General features: G+C 67.0%; 18 protein-coding genes. 7 read left to right on the top strand and 11 right to left on the bottom strand.

The features are described from left to right. Nucleotides 1-80: 80 nt before the first annotated feature. The 3 genes from ileS to murJ all read right to left on the bottom strand — a co-directional run bounded on the left by ileS (nucleotide 81) and on the right by murJ (nucleotide 5,548). The gene (gene ileS / locus AC1Q5B_RS15400; protein WP_492632416.1) at nucleotides 81-2,912 is read right to left on the bottom strand and encodes an isoleucine--tRNA ligase; all 2,832 of its coding nucleotides are present in this window, start codon (nucleotides 2,910-2,912) and stop codon (nucleotides 81-83) included. Next, entirely contained in the window at nucleotides 2,909-3,856 is a 948-nt protein-coding gene (locus AC1Q5B_RS15395) for a bifunctional riboflavin kinase/FAD synthetase (RefSeq protein WP_492632415.1), read from the bottom strand. The genes ileS and AC1Q5B_RS15395 overlap by 4 nt, the downstream gene beginning before the upstream one ends. Nucleotides 3,857-3,937: 81 nt before the next feature. Further along, nucleotides 3,938-5,548, bottom strand: coding sequence for a murein biosynthesis integral membrane protein MurJ (gene murJ, locus AC1Q5B_RS15390; RefSeq protein WP_492632414.1), 1,611 nt, complete (start codon nucleotides 5,546-5,548; stop codon nucleotides 3,938-3,940). Nucleotides 5,549-5,676: 128 nt separating this feature from the next. Between murJ and rpsT the strand changes: the two genes are divergently transcribed. Further along, on the top strand, nucleotides 5,677-5,946 hold the full coding sequence (gene rpsT / locus AC1Q5B_RS15385) for a 30S ribosomal protein S20 (protein ID WP_062355047.1): 270 nt from the start codon (nucleotides 5,677-5,679) through the stop codon (nucleotides 5,944-5,946). Between the two features lie 145 nt (nucleotides 5,947-6,091). On the opposite strand, the gene cgtA is transcribed toward rpsT, so the two are convergent. From cgtA to rplU, 3 genes are all read right to left on the bottom strand, one after another. Next, nucleotides 6,092-7,144 carry an Obg family GTPase CgtA gene (gene cgtA, locus AC1Q5B_RS15380; protein WP_492632413.1) on the bottom strand — a complete coding sequence of 351 codons (1,053 nt, stop codon included), beginning with the start codon at nucleotides 7,142-7,144 and terminating at the stop codon, nucleotides 6,092-6,094. Between the two features lie 115 nt (nucleotides 7,145-7,259). Further along, nucleotides 7,260-7,520 (bottom strand): 50S ribosomal protein L27, encoded by a 261-nt coding sequence (rpmA, locus tag AC1Q5B_RS15375; RefSeq protein ID WP_142123858.1) that lies wholly within the window; start codon nucleotides 7,518-7,520, stop codon nucleotides 7,260-7,262. Nucleotides 7,521-7,532: 12 nt separating this feature from the next. After that, nucleotides 7,533-7,841: a 50S ribosomal protein L21 gene (gene rplU, locus AC1Q5B_RS15370; RefSeq protein ID WP_062355039.1), complete on the bottom strand. Its 309-nt coding sequence runs from the start codon at nucleotides 7,839-7,841 to the stop codon at nucleotides 7,533-7,535. Nucleotides 7,842-8,283: 442 nt separating this feature from the next. On the opposite strand from rplU, the gene uvrA reads away from it, so the two are divergent. Next, the gene (uvrA, locus tag AC1Q5B_RS15365; RefSeq protein WP_492632412.1) at nucleotides 8,284-11,238 is read left to right on the top strand and encodes an excinuclease ABC subunit UvrA; all 2,955 of its coding nucleotides are present in this window, start codon (nucleotides 8,284-8,286) and stop codon (nucleotides 11,236-11,238) included. Next, entirely contained in the window at nucleotides 11,235-11,654 is a 420-nt protein-coding gene (locus AC1Q5B_RS15360; protein ID WP_492632411.1) for an acyl-CoA thioesterase, read from the top strand. The genes uvrA and AC1Q5B_RS15360 overlap by 4 nt, the downstream gene beginning before the upstream one ends. Before the next feature lie 192 nt (nucleotides 11,655-11,846). Here AC1Q5B_RS15360 and AC1Q5B_RS15355 read toward each other — a convergent pair whose 3' ends face one another. Then, a complete protein-coding gene (locus AC1Q5B_RS15355; RefSeq protein ID WP_492632410.1) occupies nucleotides 11,847-12,290 on the bottom strand; it encodes a copper chaperone PCu(A)C in 444 nt (147 codons plus the stop codon). Between the two features lie 38 nt (nucleotides 12,291-12,328). Between AC1Q5B_RS15355 and AC1Q5B_RS15350 the strand changes: the two genes are divergently transcribed. Continuing rightward, nucleotides 12,329-13,105, top strand: a complete 777-nt coding sequence (locus AC1Q5B_RS15350; RefSeq protein ID WP_492632409.1) for an enoyl-CoA hydratase/isomerase family protein — start codon at nucleotides 12,329-12,331, stop codon at nucleotides 13,103-13,105. Between the two features lie 12 nt (nucleotides 13,106-13,117). Here AC1Q5B_RS15350 and AC1Q5B_RS15345 read toward each other — a convergent pair whose 3' ends face one another. From AC1Q5B_RS15345 to AC1Q5B_RS15335, 3 genes are all read right to left on the bottom strand, one after another. Then, the gene (locus AC1Q5B_RS15345) at nucleotides 13,118-13,975 is read right to left on the bottom strand and encodes a sulfurtransferase (protein WP_492632408.1); all 858 of its coding nucleotides are present in this window, start codon (nucleotides 13,973-13,975) and stop codon (nucleotides 13,118-13,120) included. Then, nucleotides 13,972-14,775: a CoA pyrophosphatase gene (locus tag AC1Q5B_RS15340; RefSeq protein ID WP_492632407.1), complete on the bottom strand. Its 804-nt coding sequence runs from the start codon at nucleotides 14,773-14,775 to the stop codon at nucleotides 13,972-13,974. The genes AC1Q5B_RS15345 and AC1Q5B_RS15340 overlap by 4 nt, the downstream gene beginning before the upstream one ends. Before the next feature lie 210 nt (nucleotides 14,776-14,985). Next, the gene (locus AC1Q5B_RS15335; protein ID WP_492632406.1) at nucleotides 14,986-15,687 is read right to left on the bottom strand and encodes an FKBP-type peptidyl-prolyl cis-trans isomerase; all 702 of its coding nucleotides are present in this window, start codon (nucleotides 15,685-15,687) and stop codon (nucleotides 14,986-14,988) included. A gap of 167 nt (nucleotides 15,688-15,854) precedes the next feature. Between AC1Q5B_RS15335 and AC1Q5B_RS15330 the strand changes: the two genes are divergently transcribed. From AC1Q5B_RS15330 to nth, 3 genes are read left to right on the top strand one after another with little or no spacing between them, the layout of a single operon-like run. Continuing rightward, on the top strand, nucleotides 15,855-16,637 hold the full coding sequence (locus AC1Q5B_RS15330; protein WP_492632405.1) for an enoyl-CoA hydratase/isomerase family protein: 783 nt from the start codon (nucleotides 15,855-15,857) through the stop codon (nucleotides 16,635-16,637). A 15-nt stretch (nucleotides 16,638-16,652) separates the two neighbouring features. After that, complete coding sequence (locus AC1Q5B_RS15325; RefSeq protein WP_492632404.1) at nucleotides 16,653-17,021, top strand: hypothetical protein; 369 nt, start codon at nucleotides 16,653-16,655, stop codon at nucleotides 17,019-17,021. Next, nucleotides 17,018-17,683: an endonuclease III gene (gene nth / locus AC1Q5B_RS15320; RefSeq protein ID WP_492632403.1), complete on the top strand. Its 666-nt coding sequence runs from the start codon at nucleotides 17,018-17,020 to the stop codon at nucleotides 17,681-17,683. The genes AC1Q5B_RS15325 and nth overlap by 4 nt, the downstream gene beginning before the upstream one ends. 20 nt (nucleotides 17,684-17,703) lie before the next feature. Here nth and AC1Q5B_RS15315 read toward each other — a convergent pair whose 3' ends face one another. Further along, nucleotides 17,704-19,275: a M28 family metallopeptidase gene (locus AC1Q5B_RS15315; RefSeq protein ID WP_492632808.1), complete on the bottom strand. Its 1,572-nt coding sequence runs from the start codon at nucleotides 19,273-19,275 to the stop codon at nucleotides 17,704-17,706. Nucleotides 19,276-19,483 lie beyond the last annotated feature (208 nt).

Raw genomic sequence — 19,483 nt, 5'->3', positions numbered from 1 at the left:
AGAAGCCTGTAGGAGGGGCTTCAGCCCCGATGCTCCGATGGCGGGGGCGGTCGGGGCTGAAGCCCTCCTACAGGGAGAGATCAGAACCACACCCGGTGTTCGCCCGCGCCATCGATGTTGTCGACGCAGCGGCCGCACAGCTCCGGATGCGCGGCATGCTGGCCGACATCGGCGCGGTAGTGCCAGCAGCGCACGCACTTGCTCTTGGTGGTCGGCGTGGCCAGCACGAAGATCTCGTCAGCACTGACTTCGCTGACGGTGACGTCGCCGCTGATGAAGAAGAAGCGCAGTTCCTCGGCCAGCGGCTGCCACTTGGCGGCGGTCAGCGCATTCACCGACACCGTGATCTCCGCCTCCAGCGCGGCGCCGATCAGGCCGTTGGCGCGCATCGGCTCCAGCACCTTCGCGACCTGCTCGCGCAGGGCCAGCAGCTGGTCGAAGTCGGCCGCGTTCAAGGCCGCGCCCTCCGGCAACGGTGCCAGGCCGTCGTACCACGTGGCGAACAGCACGTTGCCCGTGCGCTCGCCCGGCAGGTAGCCCCACATCTCGTCGGCGGTGAAGCTGAGCACCGGCGCGATCCAGCGCACGAAGGCCTCGGCGATATGGAACATCGCGCTCTGCGCGCTGCGGCGACCGCGCGAATCCTCGCGCATCGTGTACAGGCGGTCCTTGGTGACGTCCAGGTACAGCGAGCCCAGGTCGACGCTGCAGAAGTTCAGCAGCGTCTGCACGATCTCGGCGAAGTCGTAGCGGTCGTAGGCGGCCTTGATCTTCTCCTGCACCTCGTACGCGCGGTGCACGATCCAGCGGTCCAGCGCGACCATGTCGGCCGGCGCCAGCAGGTCGCGCGCGGGATCGAAGCCGTTGAGGTTGCTGAGCAGGAAGCGCGCGGTGTTGCGCAGGCGACGGTAGGCATCGGCGTTGCGCTTCAGGATCTCCTGCGACAGCGACATCTCGTTGCTGTAGTCGGCGCTGGCGATCCACAGGCGCAGGATGTCCGCGCCCAGGGTCTTCATGATGTCCTGGGGCTCGATGCCGTTGCCCAGCGACTTGGACATCTTGCGGCCGTGCTCGTCCACGGTGAAGCCATGGGTGAGGCACTGCTTGTAAGGCGCCGCCTTGTCGATCGCCACGCCGGTCAGCAGCGAGGACTGGAACCAGCCGCGGTGCTGGTCCGAGCCTTCCAGATAGAGGTCGGCCGGCTTGCCGAAGCCGCGCTCCAGCAGTACGCCCTCGTGCGTCACGCCGGAATCGAACCAGACATCGAGGATGTCGGTGATCTTGTCGTAGTCCTTCGCTTCGTCGCCCAGCAGTTCCGCCGCGTCCAGCGTGTACCAGACGTCGACGCCGCCCTGCTCCACGCGATCGGCGACCGCGCGCATCAACTCGACGCTGCGCGGATGCGGTTCGCCGGTTTCGCGATGCACGAACAGCGCGATCGGCACGCCCCAGGTGCGCTGGCGCGAGATGGTCCAGTCCGGACGGCCATCGACCATGCCGGCGATGCGGGCTTCGCCCCACTGCGGGAACCAGCCGACGTGCTTGATGGCCTCCAGCGCATCGGCGCGCAGGTTGGCCTGCTCCATCGAGATGAACCACTGCGGCGTGGCGCGGAACGCGATCGGCGTCTTGTGCCGCCAGCAGTGCGGATAGCTGTGTTCGAGCTTGCTGAAGGCGAGCAGCGCGCCGCTCTGCTTCAGCACGTCGATGATCGTGTCGTTGGCCTTCCAGATATGCAGGCCGGCGAGTTCGACGCCATGCGCGGCCGGCGTGGACGGCAGGTACACGCCGCGGCCGTCGACCGGATTGATCTGCGCGGCGGTGTACGTGTCGAGCAGGCCGTACTGCTTGCTGACGGCATAGTCCTCCTGGCCGTGGCCGGGCGCGGTGTGCACGGCGCCGGTACCGTCTTCGGCTGACACGTGATCGCCGAGCAGCACCGGGATGTCGCGTGTGTCGTAGAACGGATGCGCGAAAAGCAGGCCTTCCAACGCACTGCCCTTCACCCGCGCATGCATCACCAGATCGGTGACGCCGTAGCGCTGCAGCGCGCGCGCAGCCAGCGCATCGGCCAGCACCAGCCAGCGGCGCTTGCCGTCGTGCGCCGGACCTTCGACCAGGGCGTACTCGAGATCCGCACCGACCGAGATGGCCAGCGACGCGGGCAGCGTCCACGGCGTGGTGGTCCAGATCGGCAGCGCGACCTCGACATCGGCCGGCACGTCGAAGCCGAACGCCTTCGCCAGCGCGTGCGCGTCGCGCGCGGCGTAGGCCACGTCCACCGCCGGCGACACCTTGTCGGCGTATTCGATCTCGGCTTCCGCCAACGCCGAGCCGCAGTCGAAGCACCAGTGCACCGGCTTCACGCCGCGCGTCAGGTGGCCGTTGGCGACGATCTTCGCCAGCGCGCGGATCTCGTTGGCTTCGAAACGGAAGTCGAGCGTCTTGTACGGGTTGTCCCAGTCGCCGATCACGCCCAGGCGCTTGAAGTCCTTGCGCTGGATGTCGATCTGCGACTCGGCGTACTCGCGGCACTTCTGACGGAACTCGACCGCGTCCAGCTTCACGCCGACCTTGCCGAACTTCTTCTCGATGGCGATCTCGATCGGCAGGCCGTGGCAGTCCCAGCCGGGGACGTACGGCGCATCGAAGCCGGCCAGGTAGCGCGACTTGACGATGATGTCCTTGAGGATCTTGTTGACCGCATGGCCCAGATGGATCGCGCCATTGGCGTACGGCGGGCCGTCGTGCAGCACGAACAGCGGACGCCCCTTGGCGTTGTCGCGCAGTTGCGTGTACAGGCCCTGGCTTTCCCAGCGGGCCAGCGTGTCCGGCTCGCGCTTGGGCAGGTCGCCGCGCATCGGGAAATCCGTGGCAGGCAGATGGAGGGTGGCTTTGTAGTCCTGGCTCACGCCGTCGCTCGTCGTTGATGTTCGGAAAGGATTGCCCGCGCGTCGTCCGCATCGCGGTGCATCTGCTCGGTGAGGCTGGGCAGATCGGGGAATTTCAGTTCGTCGCGCAGCTTGGCGACGAATTCGATGTCGAGATGGCGCCCGTAGAGGTCGCCGGCGAAGTCGAACAGGTGGGCTTCCAGCAACGGTTCCACGCCATCGACCGTGGGCCGGGTGCCGAAGCTGGACACGGAAGGCCAGGGCCGGTCGCCGACGCCGTGCACCCAGGTGGCGTAGATGCCGGACAGCGCAGGCGTCTTCGGGAAGCGCAGGTTGGCGGTAGGGAAGCCCAGCGTGCGGCCGAGCTGCTTGCCGCGGACGACGCGCCCGCCAATCGCGTACGGGCGGCCAAGCAAGCGCTCGACGGTAGCGAAATCGCCGGCTTTCAGCGCTTCGCGGATGCGGGTGCTGGAGACGCGTTCGCCCTGGGCGTGCACGGGGTCGATCTCGCCGGCGGTGAAACCGAGCTCGCCCCCTATCGCCTGCAGCAAAGCAAGGTCGCCGCCACGGCGGTGGCCGAAGCGGAACTCGGGGCCGATCCAGACCTCGCGGGCGCCCAGGCGTCCGGACAGCAGCACGCGGGCGAAGTCCTCGGCGGACATCGCGGAAAGCTTGGCGTCGAAGCGCAGCAGGCCGACGCGGTCGGCACCCAGGTCGAGCAGGCCTTCCACCTTCGCCCGCGCCAGGGTCAGGCGCGGCGGCGGACTGTCCTTGGCGAAGAACTCGCGCGGCAGGGACTCGAACGTCACCACCACGGCCGGTACGCCCAGCGCGCGCGCACGCGCGACGGCATGCCGCACCAGCGCACGGTGGCCCAGGTGCAGGCCATCGAAGGCGCCGATGCAGACCACGCTACCGTGCGGGCACAGAGGCCCGCCATCGACGTCACGGAACAGCCTGCTCATGGATTCCTGTCGGGAAGGATGCGCCAGGCGGCGGATCCCGGATGTTGCAAGACCTTGAAGTATAGCCGGCCCCGCCCGTCCTCAATGCCCACGCAGGTCACGCGGCCGGATGCCCTGCAGGTAGAGCAGCCCGGCATACAGCGCACCACCCGCACCGACCATCACCGCCAGCCGCCAGCCGCGCTCCCACCAGGCCCACGGGGTCCAGTCGACCCAGACGAAACGGAACGCCACCACCACCAGCGTCATCGCCACCGTGGCCAGGACGATCTGGCGCAGGAACCGGGCCCAGCCCGGCTGGCGCCGATAGACGCCAGCCCGGCGCAGCAGCCAGGCCAGTTGCACGGCGTTGACCCAGCCGGCGATCGCGATGGCCAGCGCCAGCAGCGCGTGGGCGCCCTGCACCTGGCCGAGCGCCGCCTTCAGATCGCCGCCCGTGGCCTGCAGTGCCTGCCGACCGGGCTCGGTACCGTAGAGCATCGCCGCGAAGAACAGCACCGTGCACAGCGCATTGGTCAGCACCGCCACCACGGCGGCCTTGACCGGCGTGCGGGTGTCCTGGCGCGAATAGAATGCGGGGGCCAGCACCTTCACCAGCAGGAAGGCGGGAATGGCGATCGACTGCGCCATCAGGCTCCAGCTGGCCATTTGCACGTCGGTAGCCCCGAACCGGCCGTATTGGAACAGCGTCGACAACAGCGGCTGCGCGCACAGGATCAGGCCGGCGCAGGCCGGCAGGCCGATCAGCAGGCAGAGCCGGAAACCCCAATCCAGGCCCTTCGAATAGCCCTGGGGATCGGTCTCGGCGTGCCGGCTGGACAGGTGCGGCAGGATCACCGTGCCGATGGCGACGCCGAACATGCCCAGCGGGAATTCCAGCAGGCGATCGCTGTAGTACAGCCAGCTGACACTGCCGCTGACCAGCAAGGCGGCCACCCAGGTGTTCAGCAGCAGGTTGAACTGCGCCACCGAGGAACCGAACAGCGTCGGCACCATCAGGGTCATGATCTTGCGCACGCCGGCGTGGGCGGCATCCAGCTTCGGCCGGGGCAGCAGACCCAGTCGGTACAGCGACGGCAGCTGGAACACCAGTTGCAGCACGCCGGCGATGAACACGCCCCACCCCAGCACCATGACCGAGCTGCTGAACCAGGTTTGCGCCGCGAACGCGGCCGAGATCATCGCCACGTTCAGCAGGATCGGCGACAGCGCCGGAATGGCGAAGCGCTGGTAGCTGTTGAGGACCGCGCCGACCAGCGACGCCAGCGAAATGAACAACGCGTAGGGGAAGGTGACGCGCAGCAGGTCGGTCAGCATCGCCATCTGCGCGTCGTCGAAATTCGGCGCGATCAGCTCGGCGATCGGCCGCGCCAGCAGGATGACGATGGCCGTCAGCACCAGCAGTGCCGCCGCCAGCGTACCGGCCACGCGGTCGACCAGGGCCTTGACCTCCTCGGCAGTGCGGGTGGCCTTGTACTCGGCCAGCACCGGGACGAAGGCCATCGAGAACGACCCTTCGGCCGACAGCCGGCGCATGAAGTTGGGGATACGGAACGCCACGAAGAAGGCGTCCATCATGCCGCCGGCGCCGAAGACGTGGGCGTAGACCTGGTCCCGGACCAGTCCGGACAGCCGGGACAGGAAGGTCATGGAGCTGAATACCGCGGCGGACCGCAGCAACCTGCCGCTCATCGCCACCCCTTTGCCCGGGACGGACCCAGGTTGACGCAACCTATTGAATGCCCCATAATTTCCGGCTCAATTTACCCGTCTTCCGTTCACCCCCTGAATTCTCTCAGGTATTCACCAGGAATCCCACCGTGGCCAATATCAAGTCCGCCAAGAAGCGCGCCAAGCAGACCGTCGTGCGCAATGCGCGCAACGCCGGTCAGCGTTCGATGCTGCGCACCGCTGTCAAGAAAGTCCTGAAGGCGCTCGACGCCAATGACGCCGCCGGCGCCCAGGCCGCGTTCGTGTCGGCCCAGCCGATCCTCGACCGCCTGAGCTCGCGCGGCCTGATCCACAAGAACAAGGCTGCCCGCCACAAGAGCCGCCTGAACGCCCGCATCAAGGCCCTGCAAGCGGCCTGATTCACGGCGGTACGCAACGCGAAGACACTGGAACCCGCCGAAAGGCGGGTTTCTTTTTGCCTGCGGACAGCCCCGGCGCCAACTTCGGCGTTCTCGCCGCATTTCGCCACGAAGAAAAAACCCGCCTTCCGGCGGGTTTTCCTTGTCAGCCTTCGCGTGCGGCCTCTTCGGCGTCTTCCTTCTGGCGATCGAAGAAGGCCATGACGTCCTTCATAATCGGCCAGGTGCCTTCGCGCGAAATGGCGGACACCTGGAACCACGGCTGGGTCCAACCCAGGCTGGCGATGATCTGTTCCGCGCGCTCCCTGGCCTCGTCCTCGAACATCAGGTCTGCCTTGTTGAGCACCAGCCAGCGGGGCTTCGCCAGCAGTTCCGGATCGTGCTTCTCCAGTTCACGCTCGATGGCGCGCACCTGCTCGACCGGATCGACATCCTCCACGCCGCCTTCCATCGGCGCCATGTCCACCAGGTGCAGCAGGATGCGGGTGCGCTGCAGGTGGCGCAGGAACGTCGCACCCAGGCCAGCGCCGTCCGCGGCACCTTCGATCAGGCCCGGGATGTCCGCGATCACGAAGCTGCGGTGCGCCTCCACGCTGACCACGCCCAGGTTCGGATACAGCGTGGTGAACGGATAGTCCGCGACCTTCGGCGTGGCCGCCGAGACGGCGCGGATGAAGGTGCTCTTGCCGGCGTTGGGAAAGCCGAGCAGGCCGACGTCCGCCAACAGCTTCAACTCCAGCTTGAGCAGGCGCTCCTCGCCCTCTTCGCCCGGCGTCGCCTTGCGCGGCGCACGGGTGATCGAGCTCTTGAAGTGCATGTTGCCCAGGCCGCCCTTGCCGCCCTTGGCCACCAGCAGGCGGTCGCCGTGCTGCGTGAGGTCGCCGATCACTTCGTCGGTGCTGACATTGGTCACCACCGTGCCGACCGGCACCGTGATGGTCAGGTCTTCGCCCGCCTTGCCGTACATCTGCCGGCCCATCCCGTTCTCGCCTCGCTGGGCGCGGAACTGGGTCTGATGGCGGAAGTCCACCAGCGTATTGAGGTTCTCGTCGGCCTGCAGCCAGACGCTGCCGCCATTGCCGCCGTCACCGCCGTCCGGCCCACCCAGCGGGATGAACTTCTCGCGACGGAACCCCACGCAACCGTTGCCGCCGTTGCCGGCGCCGACCAGGATTTCTGCTTCGTCTACGAGTTTCATGGGATTGGACTGGAGTGATGAGGAAAGGTGGAACGGTCGCAGGGTCGAGGGACAGACCCCGCAAACGAAAAGCCCCGCACGCGGCGGGGCCCTTCGCTCGGCGTGTGCGAAAGCCTCAGGCTTCCGTCACCACGCTCACGGTGCGGCGCTTCTTGGCGCCCTTGATCGAGAACTCGACCTTGCCGTCGACCAGCGCGAACAGCGTGTGGTCGCGACCCAGGCCGACGCCCGGACCCGGGTGGAACTGGGTGCCGCGCTGGCGGATGATGATGTTGCCCGCATCGATCGCCTGACCACCAAAGACCTTGACGCCCAGCATCTTCGGATTGGAGTCGCGGCCGTTGCGCGAGGAACCTACGCCTTTTTTGTGTGCCATGACTGCTTCTCCTTACTTGGTGATGCCGGTGATTTCGATTTCGGTGTAGTGCTGCCGGTGACCCTGGCGCTTCATGTGGTGCTTGCGGCGGCGGAACTTGATGATGCGCACCTTGTCGGCGCGGCCATGGCCGACGACCTTCGCGGTGACGCTGGCGCCCTTCAGGGCGTCGCCCAGGCTGATGGTCTCGCCATCGCCCAGCATCAGGATGTTGTCGAAGGTGATCTCGTTGCCGGCTTCGGCCTCGAGCTTCTCGACGCGGAGCGTCTCGCCCTTCATCACGCGGTACTGCTTACCGCCCGTGACTACGACTGCGTACATGTGGATTCCTTGGTTTCTGTAGTTATTTTCTGGAGCCTGCCCGCCATCGAGGGCGAACAGAAGCGGAATTCTAGTGGATTCATGGAGTTAGGGTCAACCCTGCCCCTGGGCGTGCTTCCGCGTCCGGCCCGTCGGCCCCCATTACGGACAGGATCTGTCCGCATGGAAGCGCAGACTGGCCCGGATGGTGCCCGTCGGCGGCGCCACCCGCCGCGACGGACCATTGAAAATCAATGACTTGAATCGATCCCTGTCGCGACATATCCGCCTTTCGCTACCGGGGCGACAACCCGTCGCCCGACAGGACGCAGGACCGATGGCCACGCCATCGTGGCTGACTGCCCGCACACCCGCTCCTGCTGTTTCGCTGGCAATGGCGCTATTTGCCCCCACCTAGGCAGATCGCTACGCTTCCTTGTTCGCTTTCCGGATCCCCCACCCGATGGCCATGGACTTCATCCGCATCCGCGGAGCCCGTACCCACAACCTCAAGAACATCGATCTCGACCTGCCGCGCGACAAGCTGATCGTGATCACCGGCCTGTCCGGCTCCGGCAAGTCCTCGCTGGCGTTCGACACCATCTACGCCGAAGGCCAGCGCCGCTACGTGGAGTCGCTGTCGGCATACGCGCGGCAATTCCTGTCGGTGATGGAGAAGCCGGATGTCGATCACATCGAAGGCCTGTCGCCGGCGATCTCGATCGAACAGAAATCGACCAGCCACAACCCGCGCTCCACCGTCGGCACCATCACCGAGATCTACGACTACCTGCGCCTGCTGTACGCCCGGGTCGGCCTGCCGCGCTGTCCGGACCACGGCTACCCGCTGGAAGCGCAGACGGTCAGCCAGATGGTCGACCAAGTGCTGGCGCTGGATGGCGAGCAGCGCTACATGCTGCTCGCGCCGGTAATCCGCGAGCGCAAGGGCGAGCACGCGCAAGTGTTCGACCAGCTGCGTGCGCAAGGCTTCGTGCGCGTGCGCGTCGATGGCGAGCTGTACGAGATCGACGCGGTGCCCGCGCTGGCGCTGCGCCAGAAGCACACCATCGAGGCGGTGATCGACCGCTTCCGTCCGCGCGAGGATCTCAAGCAACGCCTCGCCGAAAGCTTCGAGACCGCCTTGAAGCTGGGCGACGGCATGGCCCAGGTGATGTCACTGGACCAGCCGGATGCCGCGCCGCTGCTGTTCTCGTCGAAGTATTCCTGCCCGGTCTGCGACTACTCGCTGCCGGAACTGGAACCGCGCCTGTTCTCGTTCAATTCGCCGGTCGGCGCCTGCCCCACCTGCGATGGCCTGGGTGTGGCGCAGTTCTTCGACCCGGCGCGCGTGGTCGTGCATCCGGAGCTGTCGCTGGCCGCCGGCGCCGTGCGCGGCTGGGATCGCCGCAATGCGTACTACTTCCAGCTGATCGCGTCGCTCGCCAAGCACTACCAGTTCGACACCGATGCGCCCTGGCAATCGCTGCCGGAGAAGGTGCAGCAGGCCGTGCTGTACGGCAGCGGCGAGGACGTCATCACCTTCACCTACCTCACCGAGTCGGGTGGGCGCACGCAGCGCAAGCACCGCTTCGAAGGCATCGTGCCGAACCTGGAGCGCCGTTACCGCGAGACCGAATCGCCGGCGGTGCGCGAGGAACTGGCCAAGTACATCAGCGACCGTCCGTGCCCCGACTGCCAGGGCGCGCGCCTCAACAAGTCCGCACGCAACGTGTTTGTCGCCGACCGTCCGCTACCGTCGCTGGTGGTGCTGCCGGTGGACGAAGCACTGGCGTTCTTCCGCAGCCTCGACCTGCCGGGCTGGCGTGGCGAGATCGCCGCGAAGATCGTCAAGGAAATCGCCGAGCGCCTCGGCTTCCTGGTCGATGTCGGCCTGGATTACCTGACGCTGGAGCGCAAGGCCGACACGCTGTCCGGCGGTGAAGCGCAGCGCATCCGCCTGGCGTCGCAGATCGGTGCCGGCCTGGTCGGCGTGATGTACGTGCTCGACGAACCGAGCATCGGCCTGCACCAGCGCGACAACGAGCGCCTGCTCGGCACGCTGACGCGCCTGCGCGATCTCGGCAACACGGTGATCGTGGTCGAGCACGACGAGGACGCGATCCGCCTCGCGGACTACGTGCTCGACATCGGACCGGGTGCCGGCGTGCACGGCGGCGAAATCGTCGGCCAGGGCACGCTGCAGGACCTGCTGGAGGCGCCACGTTCGCTGACCGGCCAGTACCTGTCCGGCAAGCGCCAGATCGAAGTGCCGAAGGCGCGCCACAAGGCCAACCCGAAGATGACGCTGCACCTGCGCGGCGCCACGGGCAACAACCTTAAGGACGTCGACTTGGATATTCCATCCGGCCTCTTCACCTGCATCACCGGCGTATCGGGATCGGGCAAGTCGACGCTGATCAACGACACGCTGTACTCGCTGGCCGCCAACGAGATCAACGGCGCCTCGCACAAGCCAGCGCCGTACCGCGAAGTGACCGGCCTCGATCTGTTCGACAAGGTCGTCGACATCGACCAGTCGCCGATCGGCCGCACGCCGCGCTCCAACCCGGCGACGTACACGGGCCTGTTCACGCCGCTGCGCGAACTGTACGCGCAGGTGCCGGAGGCGCGCGCGCGCGGCTATTCGCCGGGCCGCTTCAGCTTCAACGTGCGCGGCGGCCGCTGCGAGGCCTGCCAGGGCGACGGCATGATCAAGGTGGAGATGCACTTCCTGCCGGACGTGTACGTGCCCTGCGATGTCTGCCACGGCAAGCGCTACAACCGCGAGACGCTGGAGATCCTCTACAAGGGCTACAACATCAACGACGTGCTGGAAATGACGGTCGAGGATGCGTTGACCCTGTTCGAGCCGGTGCCGTCGATCTCGCGCAAGCTGGAAACGCTGATGGACGTGGGCCTGAGCTACATCAAGCTGGGCCAGAGCGCGACCACGCTGTCCGGCGGCGAAGCGCAGCGCGTCAAGCTGTCGAAGGAACTGTCGCGCCGCGACACCGGACGCACGCTGTACATCCTCGACGAGCCCACCACCGGCCTGCACTTCCACGACATCGAGCACCTGCTGGCCGTGCTGCACAAGCTGCGCGACGAGGGCAATACCATCGTCGTGATCGAGCACAACCTGGACGTCATCAAGACGGCGGACTGGGTCGTGGACCTGGGACCGGAAGGCGGCCATCGCGGCGGCCGGATCCTCGCGACGGGCACGCCCGAAGACGTCGCCGCGCACCCGGATTCGCATACCGGCCGTTTCCTCGCCAAGCTGCTGCCGGCGGCGAAAGTGCCGAAGCCGACCAAGCCGGCCGCGGTCGCCAAGCCCGACGTACTGCCGCCGCGCAAGTCCGCCACCAAGGCGACCAAGAAGACCTCCAAGACCACGAGCAAGAAGGCCGCACGATGAGCGACACCCCCGACACCGGCCGCAAGCTGCTGGCGAAGATCCCGATCAGCGTGCGCTGGCGCGACATGGACAGCATGGGCCACGTGAACAACGCCAAGTACATCTCGTACCTGGAGGAGGCCCGCGTGCGCTGGATGCTGACCGTGCCGGACGTATCGATGACCGACCGCATCGCGCCGGTCGTCGCCGCCAACAACATCAACTACAAGCGTCCGCTGACGTGGCCGAACGATGTCGTGGTGGAGCTCTACGTCGACCGCCTGGGCACCAGCAGCGTGACCATCGGCCACCGCATCGTGTCGGCCAAGGACGATAGCGTTCTGTACTCCGATGGCAACGTGGTGGTCGTCTGGATGGACACGCAGACCGGCCACAGTGCGCCATTGCCGACGGCGATCCGCGCGGTGTCGGAGTAGCGGCGCTTTTATTCTGCAGGAGCGACGCGAGTCGCGACCGGAAGAATACCGAGTCAGCGGGAATGCAGGGAAAGCACCCTGATGAAGAGGGATTCCCTACTCTGCCCGTACTGGTACTGCCGTTGAGTAATTCCGTGCTTGCGCGGGTCTACGGTCGCGACTTACGTCGCTCCTACAAAAATGCCGCCAGGCTCAAGGTGCGCTCTTGCGCACCTCGAAAACGACCGGCAACGAACGACCATCGGCCAGCTTCAGCGTGATCACCGGCTTCTCGCCTGCGGTCAGCGGCTGGTAGGGACCATGCAGCATGAGATGAAGCCCGCCCGGCTTCAGCTCGACAGCCGTACCGGGCGCGATGGGCAACGCAGCCACAGCGCGCATGCGGCTGACGCCTCCCTCTTCGCGCGTCTCGTGCAGCGACACATCGTCGAAGGCGAGGCTTTCCGCACCGACAATGCTGACCGGCGCCTTGCACGGATTCTCGATGCGGGCGAAGCCCGCCATCATCGGCATCGCGACCGGCGGCATGCGCACCCAGGCCGCCTTGGCGACCGGCAGGCATTCGGCCGCATGGACAGTGCCCAAGCACGACATCAACAGGGCCGCGAGACAGATCATTCCGGTGCGATGGTTCATGCGCCTATGATACCGGCCTGACTTCAGGGAGCGGATGAATGACGGGCCTCATCGAAACCACCGACCACGGCGACATCCGCGAGATCCGGCTGGCGCGGCCGCCGGTCAATGCACTGAACACCGAACTGTGCCGGGCACTGATCGATGCCCTCAACGCCGCCCTCGACCATGGCGCGCACGGCATCGTGCTGGCCGGCAGCGCGAAGATCTTCTCCGCCGGCATGGATGTGCCCTACCTGCTCTCCCTGGGGGACAACCGCCACGCGCTGCTCGATGCCTGGCAGGCGTTCTTCGGCGCCGCGCGCACGCTGGCCGAATCGCGCGTCCCCGTGGTCGCCGCGATCACCGGCCATGCGCCGGCGGGCGGCTGCGTGCTGGCGCTCTGCTGCGACTACCGCGTGATGGCGCGCAGCCCGGACCCGTCGCGCCCGTTCGCGCTCGGCCTCAACGAAACCCAGGTGGGCCTGGTGGTGCCTGAAGGCATCCAGCGCCTGATGCGCCGCGTCGTCGGCCCCTATCGCGCCGAGCGCCTGCTGGTGGCGGGCGAAATGGTGCCGGCCGAACGCGCGCTGGAGATCGGCCTGGTCGATGAGCTCGTCGACCAGGAAGACGTTACCGCGCGCTCAGTCGCGTGGCTGCAGCAGTTGCTGCGCCTGCCGCACCACCCGATGCTGCAGACGCGCACCCTTGCCCGTCGTGACCTGGTCGACGCGCTGGATCCGGCGCTGATCCAGCTGGAACGCTTCGTGGATGCCTGGCATGCGCCCGACACACAGACCGCACTGCAGGCACTGGTGGACAAGCTGAAAAAGTAGACGGCGGCTTCGTCAGTCGCCGCGCGCGACCGGGTGCGACGGGTCACTGATCCAGCCGCTCCACGAACCGGGATAAATGCGCGCACCGTGCAGACCGGCATGTTCGAAGGCGAGCAGCAGATGGCAGGCGGTCACGCCGGAGCCGCACATCAGCACGGTGTCCGCGGGCGAGCGGTTGCGCAGCAGCATCGACAACTCGGCGCGCAGCTCGTCGGACGGCTTGAAGCGGCCATCGCGCAGGTTCTGCCCGAACGGAAGATTGAGTGCGCCTGGAATATGTCCGGCGACCCGATCAATGGGCTCGACATCGCCGCGGAAACGCTCGGCGGCGCGTGCATCGATCAGCCAGCCGCTGTCCGCGTCCAGCCGCGCAACGATGCCTGGCGCATCGACCAGCTGGCCTGCATCGAAGTGCGACGGATAGGCAGCAACCGGCACTGGCAGGGAGACCTCGGCGGTTTCCCGCCCACCCTCCGCTCGCCACGCGGCCAGGCCACCGTCGAGCACGGCTACGCGGACATGCCCCATCAGCTTCAACAACCACCACAGGCGCGCGGCCGCCATGCTGCCATCGCCGGCGTCATAGACCACGGCCTGGTGCGACGGCCCGATGCCCCACTCGCCCAGCTTGCGCGCGAACGCATCGCTGTCCGGCAACGGATGTCGGCCTTCGCCGACCTTCGAGAGGTCCGACAGGTCGAGATTGAGGTCCGCGTAGACAGCGCCCGGAAGATGCGACTCGGCGTAGGCCTGACGACCGGCGTCCGGCGCCGCATTGAGCATCACGAAGCGAGCATCGACCAGCCGCAGGTCGGGATCGCCCAGAGCGGCGGACAACGCCGTGGCGTAGACGAGGGTCGTCCAGCTCATGCCAGTTGCTCCAGCCGTTGGCGAAGATTGAACAAAATGGCGGCCGTCGCGCCCCAGATGCGCTGTCCCGGCCATGCGTACTCCAGCACCACGCGCCGGCGTCCGCGGTAGTCGACTTCGACACGGCGAAGGTTGTCCGGTGACAACAGGTAATCGAGCGGCACCTCGAACACGTCGGCGACTTCGTTCGGCTCGGGCACCGGCACGAAGGCAGGATCGACCAGCGCCACCACCGGCACCACGCGGAATCCACTGATCGTGGTAAAGGGGTCGAGGAAGCCCAGCGGGGTGACCTGCGACGCCGGCAGCGCGATTTCCTCGTGGCTTTCGCGCAACGCGGCCGCTACCGCGTCGACATCCGTGGGCTCGACGCGCCCACCGGGGAAACTCACCTGCCCGCCGTGATGACGCAATCCGTCGGTGCGGCGCGTCAGTAGTACCTGCGTACCCTCCGCGCGCGGAACAAGACCGGCCAGCACGGCCGCTTCGGCCAGCGGTCCGGGCGGCAGCAGATCGACCAGATCGTCATGGTTCCAGCCCGCTTCGCCCGGCACGGTGCCCAACGGATGCAGGGCACGGCGCAACGCGCCGCCTTCGCGCAGGCGGGGCTCCAGCGGCAAGCGCCCGCGTTCGCGCGCGGGCAGCACGTGCTCCATCAGTCGCAGGCGTTCGTCATCGTTCATCTGCGACCAGCGTGCGATCTCCGATGTGGTGCGTAGGCATCCTTCGCATAGCCCATCGTGGTCCAGTGTGCAGACGCCGATGCATGGACTGAGCACGGCGCGGAATGCGGTATTCATTTCTTCGGGCACCTGCGGAGGGTAGCGGAAATGCGCCGCCCTGCGCCGAAAAGCACTGCGCCGGCACGAGGCCGGCGCAGAGGGTATAGCGGTTGCTGAGCCTGCGGAACGGCTGCCCTGTCGGAAGGGAAGCATCGCCGCCGGATCCCCGCTTTGCGGGGATGACGCAATGGAAAAGGCATCTGCGCAGGGCGCAGACGCGTCATTGCGTCACTTGACGCTGACCAGCTTGATCTCGAACACGACGGCCACGTTCGGCGGGAAACCCGTGCGCGGATCGGCGCCGTAGGCCTTGTCCGGCGGCAGCGCGACTTCCCACTTGGCGCCGGCCGGCATCTGCAGTAGCGCTTCGCGCATCGCCGGCATCTCGACGGCGCTGATCTTCAGGTCCTTCATCGGCTGCGGCGGACGGGCTTCCGCCGGGCGCTGGCCGAACGGGTACGGACCGGACACCAGCAGTTCGACCGTGCTCGCCTGGGTCGGCTTCGCACCGGTACCGTTCTCCAGCACCTTGTAAGGAACGCCGCTCGCCAGCGTCTTCACGCCCGCCTGACCCTTGTACTGGGCGATGAACTGGTCGCTCTTGGTCTTGTTCTCGCCGGCGACCTTGTCGTACTCGGCCTTGGCCTGCTGGGCGCGGGTCTGCTCGCGCTTCTGGAAGGCTTCCAGTGCCGGCTTCAGCTGGTCAGCGGTCAAGGCCGGCTGCTTCTTGGCGTAGGCGTCCTGCAGGCCCTTCACCACGGAGTTGATGTCCAACTGCTCGCCACGCGCGGTCAGCTCGGCAAGGTTGTTGCCGTAGTCGTAACCAAAGTAGTAGCTCAGCTTGCCTTTCTCGGACGAGACGTCCTGGGCCAGGGCGCTACCGGCCATGGCGAATGCCGCAACAGCGACCGCAATCGAACGCAACTTCATCAACACACTCTCCGAAGATAGGGCGACGGCGGCATACCGTCTGGAATGGACGCGCTAGGATAGCCGCCGGGGCGCTTAACCGCCACTGACGACAGGCGGGTCTGACCGGACCTTGCCCGAAGAGTTCCAATTTCACTCAAAATTTACAAAACCCCCTCGAAAACGCCATGTCCGAACCTCTTGTCCTTGTCGCTGACGACGCCGGGATCCGTCGCCTGACCGTCAACCGCCCCGACAAATTGAACGCCCTCAATGCCGCCACGCTGGACGCCTTGCAGGCGGCCTTCGACGACGCTGCGGCCGACGCGACTGTTCGGGTCGTCGTGCTCACCGGTGCCGGTCCGAAGGCGTTCGTGGCGGGCGCCGACATTGCCGAAATGGCGGGCCTGCGTGCCACCGAGGGACGCGACTTCTCGCTGCGCGGCCAGAAGCTGATGCGCACCATCGAAACGCTGCCGAAGCCGGTGATCGCGATGGTCAACGGCTTCGCGCTCGGTGGCGGGCTGGAACTGGCGATGGGCTGCCACCTCCGCATCGCGGCGGACAGCGCGAAGGTCGGCCAGCCCGAGATCAACCTGGGGCTGATCCCGGGCTTCGGTGGCAGCCAGCGCCTGCTGCGCCTGGCCGGACGTTCCGCCACGCTGGAGCTTTGCCTGCTGGGCGCGCCGGTCACGGCCGAGCGTGCGCTGCAGCTGGGCATCGTCACCCGCGTGGTGCCGGCGGCGGAGCTGGAAGCCGAAACGCTGAAGGTCGCGGCGCAACTGGCTGCATCGGCGCCGCTCGCGCTGCGCGCGACGCTCGACGTGATCAACATCGGCGGGGAATGTGGCATCGAGGAAGGCCTGCAGTACGAGAGTGCGCAGTTCGGCCTGATGTTCGCGACCGACGACATGCGCGAAGGCACGCGCGCGTTCGTCGAGCGCCGCAAACCCGCCTTCACCGGTCGCTGAGCGGCACCGCGTCGCATGCCTTCTCCGCCCTGCCCCGACTGTCGACAGGCGCATGCGCTGGCGCCCCTGATCGCGACGGATGATCTCGATGCCGCGATCGAGGCAGGACTGATGGCGTTCCAGCCGTGTCCGTGCGCGGGAAACGACGCCGTCGCCATCATGCAAACCCAGCATCGTCTGCGGGTCGCGTGGAGCGCGCGCCAGCGTTACCGGCAACGCGAGACGCGCTTGGCAGGACGCGCCGCCGAACGCGAAGCGCGCCGCGTGAAGGCGACGGTCCCGAACGCGAGCGCAAACGAAACGCCCCGCCCTGCACTGCCGACCGGCGCTGCCGCGATCCTTGCGCGCGCCAAGGCCAAGGCGGCCGAGAGGATGAAACGATGACGCCTGCTCCCCGGCGCAGCGCCACGCTGACCCCCGCCGAGGTTGTCGAACTGTTCTCGCGGCTGCGCGAACTCAATCCGAAGCCGACGACCGAGCTGGAATACAGCACGCCATTCGAGCTGCTGGTCGCGGTGACGCTGTCGGCACAGGCGACCGATGTCGGCGTCAACAAGGCGACGCGTCGGTTGTTCCCGGTGGCGAATACGCCCGCCGCCATCCTGGCCCTGGGCGAGGACGGGCTGAAGAAATACATCTCGACCATCGGCCTGTTCAACGCGAAGGCGAAGAACGTCATCGCCACGTGCCGCATCCTGATCGAGGAGCATGGCGGCGAAGTACCGCGCTCGCGTGAAGCCCTCGAAGCGCTGCCGGGCGTGGGCCGCAAGACCGCGAACGTGGTGCTGAACACCGCGTTCGGCGAGCCCACGATCGCGGTGGACACGCATATCTTCCGCGTCGCCAACCGCACCGGCCTGGCGCCGGGCAAGGACGTGCGCGCGGTGGAGGACAGGCTGCTGAAGGTGGTGCCGGCGGAGTTCAAGCAGGACGCGCACCACTGGCTCATCTTGCATGGGCGTTACGTATGCAAAGCGCGCAAGCCGGATTGCCCGCAGTGCGTGATCCGCGATCTCTGCCGGTTCAAGGACAAGACCGCCGCCTGATCCGACGGCGACCTGCCTGATTACTGCGCGTCGCGCTCGATGAAGGGCTTGCGGGGAAGCCGTTCCTCGCGCGTCGCCGCGTGCCAGGCGAACGAGGCGATGATCGCCGCTGCCTGCTTCAGGTCTTCCGGCACCACGTGGTCGTAGGTGTCCAGGTGCGTGTGGTGGACGTGGGTGAAGTAATCCGCCGGATCCTGCACGAACTGGAAGCCCGGCAGGCCGACGCGGTCGAAGGAGATATGGTCGGTGCTGCCGGTGTTGCGGGTGGTGACGATGGTGGCGCCGATGTCGTTGAACGGCTCCAGCCACGCCTTGAAGATGGGCACGGCGGCGTGGTTCTCCTGCGCATAGATGCCGCGGATGCGGCCGGTGCCGTTGTCGAAGTTGAAATAGGTCGAGAACCGATCGTAGCCGCGCTGGCGCTGCAGCGGGCCGGTGCCGCGCTGGTAGGCGCGCGGCAGCGCCTTCTGTTCGGGATCGGTGGGCGCGGGATAGTCCGCCAGGTGCTTCGCCACGTACCCCGCCGAGCCGTGCAGGCCCTGCTCCTCCCCGCCCCACAGCGCCAGCCGGATCGTGCGCCGCGGCTTGGCGCCGAGGGTCTTGAGGATGCGCATGGCCTCCATCATCACGACCACGCCGGCACCGTTGTCGCTGGCGCCGGTGCCGGTATGCCAAGAATCGAGATGCGCACCGATGACGACCAGTTCGTCCGCCTTGCCACTGCCCGGGATCTCGGCGAAGGTGTTGGTCGCCGGCAGGTCCTGTTCGCTGGTGAAGGCGGAGTCCACGTCGATGCGCAGTCGCACCGGCTGTTTGCCCTGCACGGCGCGAACGAGCGGGTTGTAGTGCTCGGCCGGCAGCACCAGCTCGGTCACGCCGACCGGTTCGCCGGCCTTGCGGGCACCGCCACCGGTCGCGCGGATGATGCCGTTGTCCCACGAACTGATCGACAGCGTGGCCAGCACGCCTTCCTCGGCGAGGAAGGTATTCAACGCCTTGTTCAATTCGGTCCGCTTGCGGTACTCGTCCAGGCGCTTCTGCTGCGCGTCGGGCGCGGCGTCCTCCGGCATGGGAAACGTCTGCAGTTCGCCCAGCTCCGCCTCGCTGTAGCGGCGGAAGTCGGTGTTCTCGGAGGGCTTGTTGGCACGCGCCTCGTCCACCAGCACGATGCGCCCGCGCAGTTTGCCGCGCTGCTTTTCGATGTCTTCCAGCGTCTTGAACGACGCCAGTACCACCTCGCCCTCGACCGGACCATCGGTGCCGCGGGTCCAGGCCTTCGGCAACGCATGCACCGGCTGCTGGCGCGGCGACAGCATTTCCACGCGCGACGCACGGAAAGCCCAGCCGCGCCCGAAGGCCGGGTCGTAGACCTCGTCGTGGACATTGGACAGGCCCCAGCCGGACAGCTTGCCGCGCGCCCAGGCGCTGGCCTGCGCGTAGTTGGGCGAATTGGTCAGGCGCGGGCCGATGGTTTCGGTCAGCTCCTTCAGATTGGCGGCCGCCTGCGAGCGGTGGAACGCCTCGCTGCGGATCTTCGCCACCATGTCCAGGTCGACCGGTTCGGCGGCCCGCGCCGGCCCCGTCATCGACATTCCCACCCACAACGCAACACCTGCCACGAACGCCGAATACTTCACCACGCCCCCTGATTCCGAAAGGATCCCCGTCCCTGCGCCACCGGGACAAGTCCCGAGGCCGCCTTTCAGTGTCTCTGCGTGGCGCGCGACGGACCCCTGCCAATCGTCATGGTCGTCGGGACCCGGGTTCCGGAAACGACAAGGCCCGGGAGACGATCCCGGG

The organism is Pseudoxanthomonas sp. GW835-FHT14C01, from assembly GCF_058793715.1.
Note: the sequence above shows the minus strand (reverse complement) of the source record. Positions and strands in the feature narration are given on the sequence as shown.

Coding starts and splice junctions, on each gene's coding strand:
- AC1Q5B_RS15395 (WP_492632415.1), bottom strand. CDS start 3,856: ATGAGCAGGCTGTTCCGTGACGTCGATGGCGGGCCTCTGTGCCCGCAC.
- murJ (WP_492632414.1), bottom strand. CDS start 5,548: ATGAGCGGCAGGTTGCTGCGGTCCGCCGCGGTATTCAGCTCCATGACC.
- cgtA (WP_492632413.1), bottom strand. CDS start 7,144: ATGAAACTCGTAGACGAAGCAGAAATCCTGGTCGGCGCCGGCAACGGC.
- rpmA (WP_142123858.1), bottom strand. CDS start 7,520: ATGGCACACAAAAAAGGCGTAGGTTCCTCGCGCAACGGCCGCGACTCC.
- rplU (WP_062355039.1), bottom strand. CDS start 7,841: ATGTACGCAGTCGTAGTCACGGGCGGTAAGCAGTACCGCGTGATGAAG.
- uvrA (WP_492632412.1), top strand. CDS start 8,284: ATGGCCATGGACTTCATCCGCATCCGCGGAGCCCGTACCCACAACCTC.
- AC1Q5B_RS15360 (WP_492632411.1), top strand. CDS start 11,235: ATGAGCGACACCCCCGACACCGGCCGCAAGCTGCTGGCGAAGATCCCG.
- AC1Q5B_RS15355 (WP_492632410.1), bottom strand. CDS start 12,290: ATGAACCATCGCACCGGAATGATCTGTCTCGCGGCCCTGTTGATGTCG.
- AC1Q5B_RS15350 (WP_492632409.1), top strand. CDS start 12,329: ATGACGGGCCTCATCGAAACCACCGACCACGGCGACATCCGCGAGATC.
- AC1Q5B_RS15345 (WP_492632408.1), bottom strand. CDS start 13,975: ATGAGCTGGACGACCCTCGTCTACGCCACGGCGTTGTCCGCCGCTCTG.
- AC1Q5B_RS15340 (WP_492632407.1), bottom strand. CDS start 14,775: ATGAATACCGCATTCCGCGCCGTGCTCAGTCCATGCATCGGCGTCTGC.
- AC1Q5B_RS15335 (WP_492632406.1), bottom strand. CDS start 15,687: ATGAAGTTGCGTTCGATTGCGGTCGCTGTTGCGGCATTCGCCATGGCC.
- AC1Q5B_RS15330 (WP_492632405.1), top strand. CDS start 15,855: ATGTCCGAACCTCTTGTCCTTGTCGCTGACGACGCCGGGATCCGTCGC.
- AC1Q5B_RS15325 (WP_492632404.1), top strand. CDS start 16,653: ATGCCTTCTCCGCCCTGCCCCGACTGTCGACAGGCGCATGCGCTGGCG.
- nth (WP_492632403.1), top strand. CDS start 17,018: ATGACGCCTGCTCCCCGGCGCAGCGCCACGCTGACCCCCGCCGAGGTT.
- AC1Q5B_RS15315 (WP_492632808.1), bottom strand. CDS start 19,275: ATGTCGATGACGGGGCCGGCGCGGGCCGCCGAACCGGTCGACCTGGAC.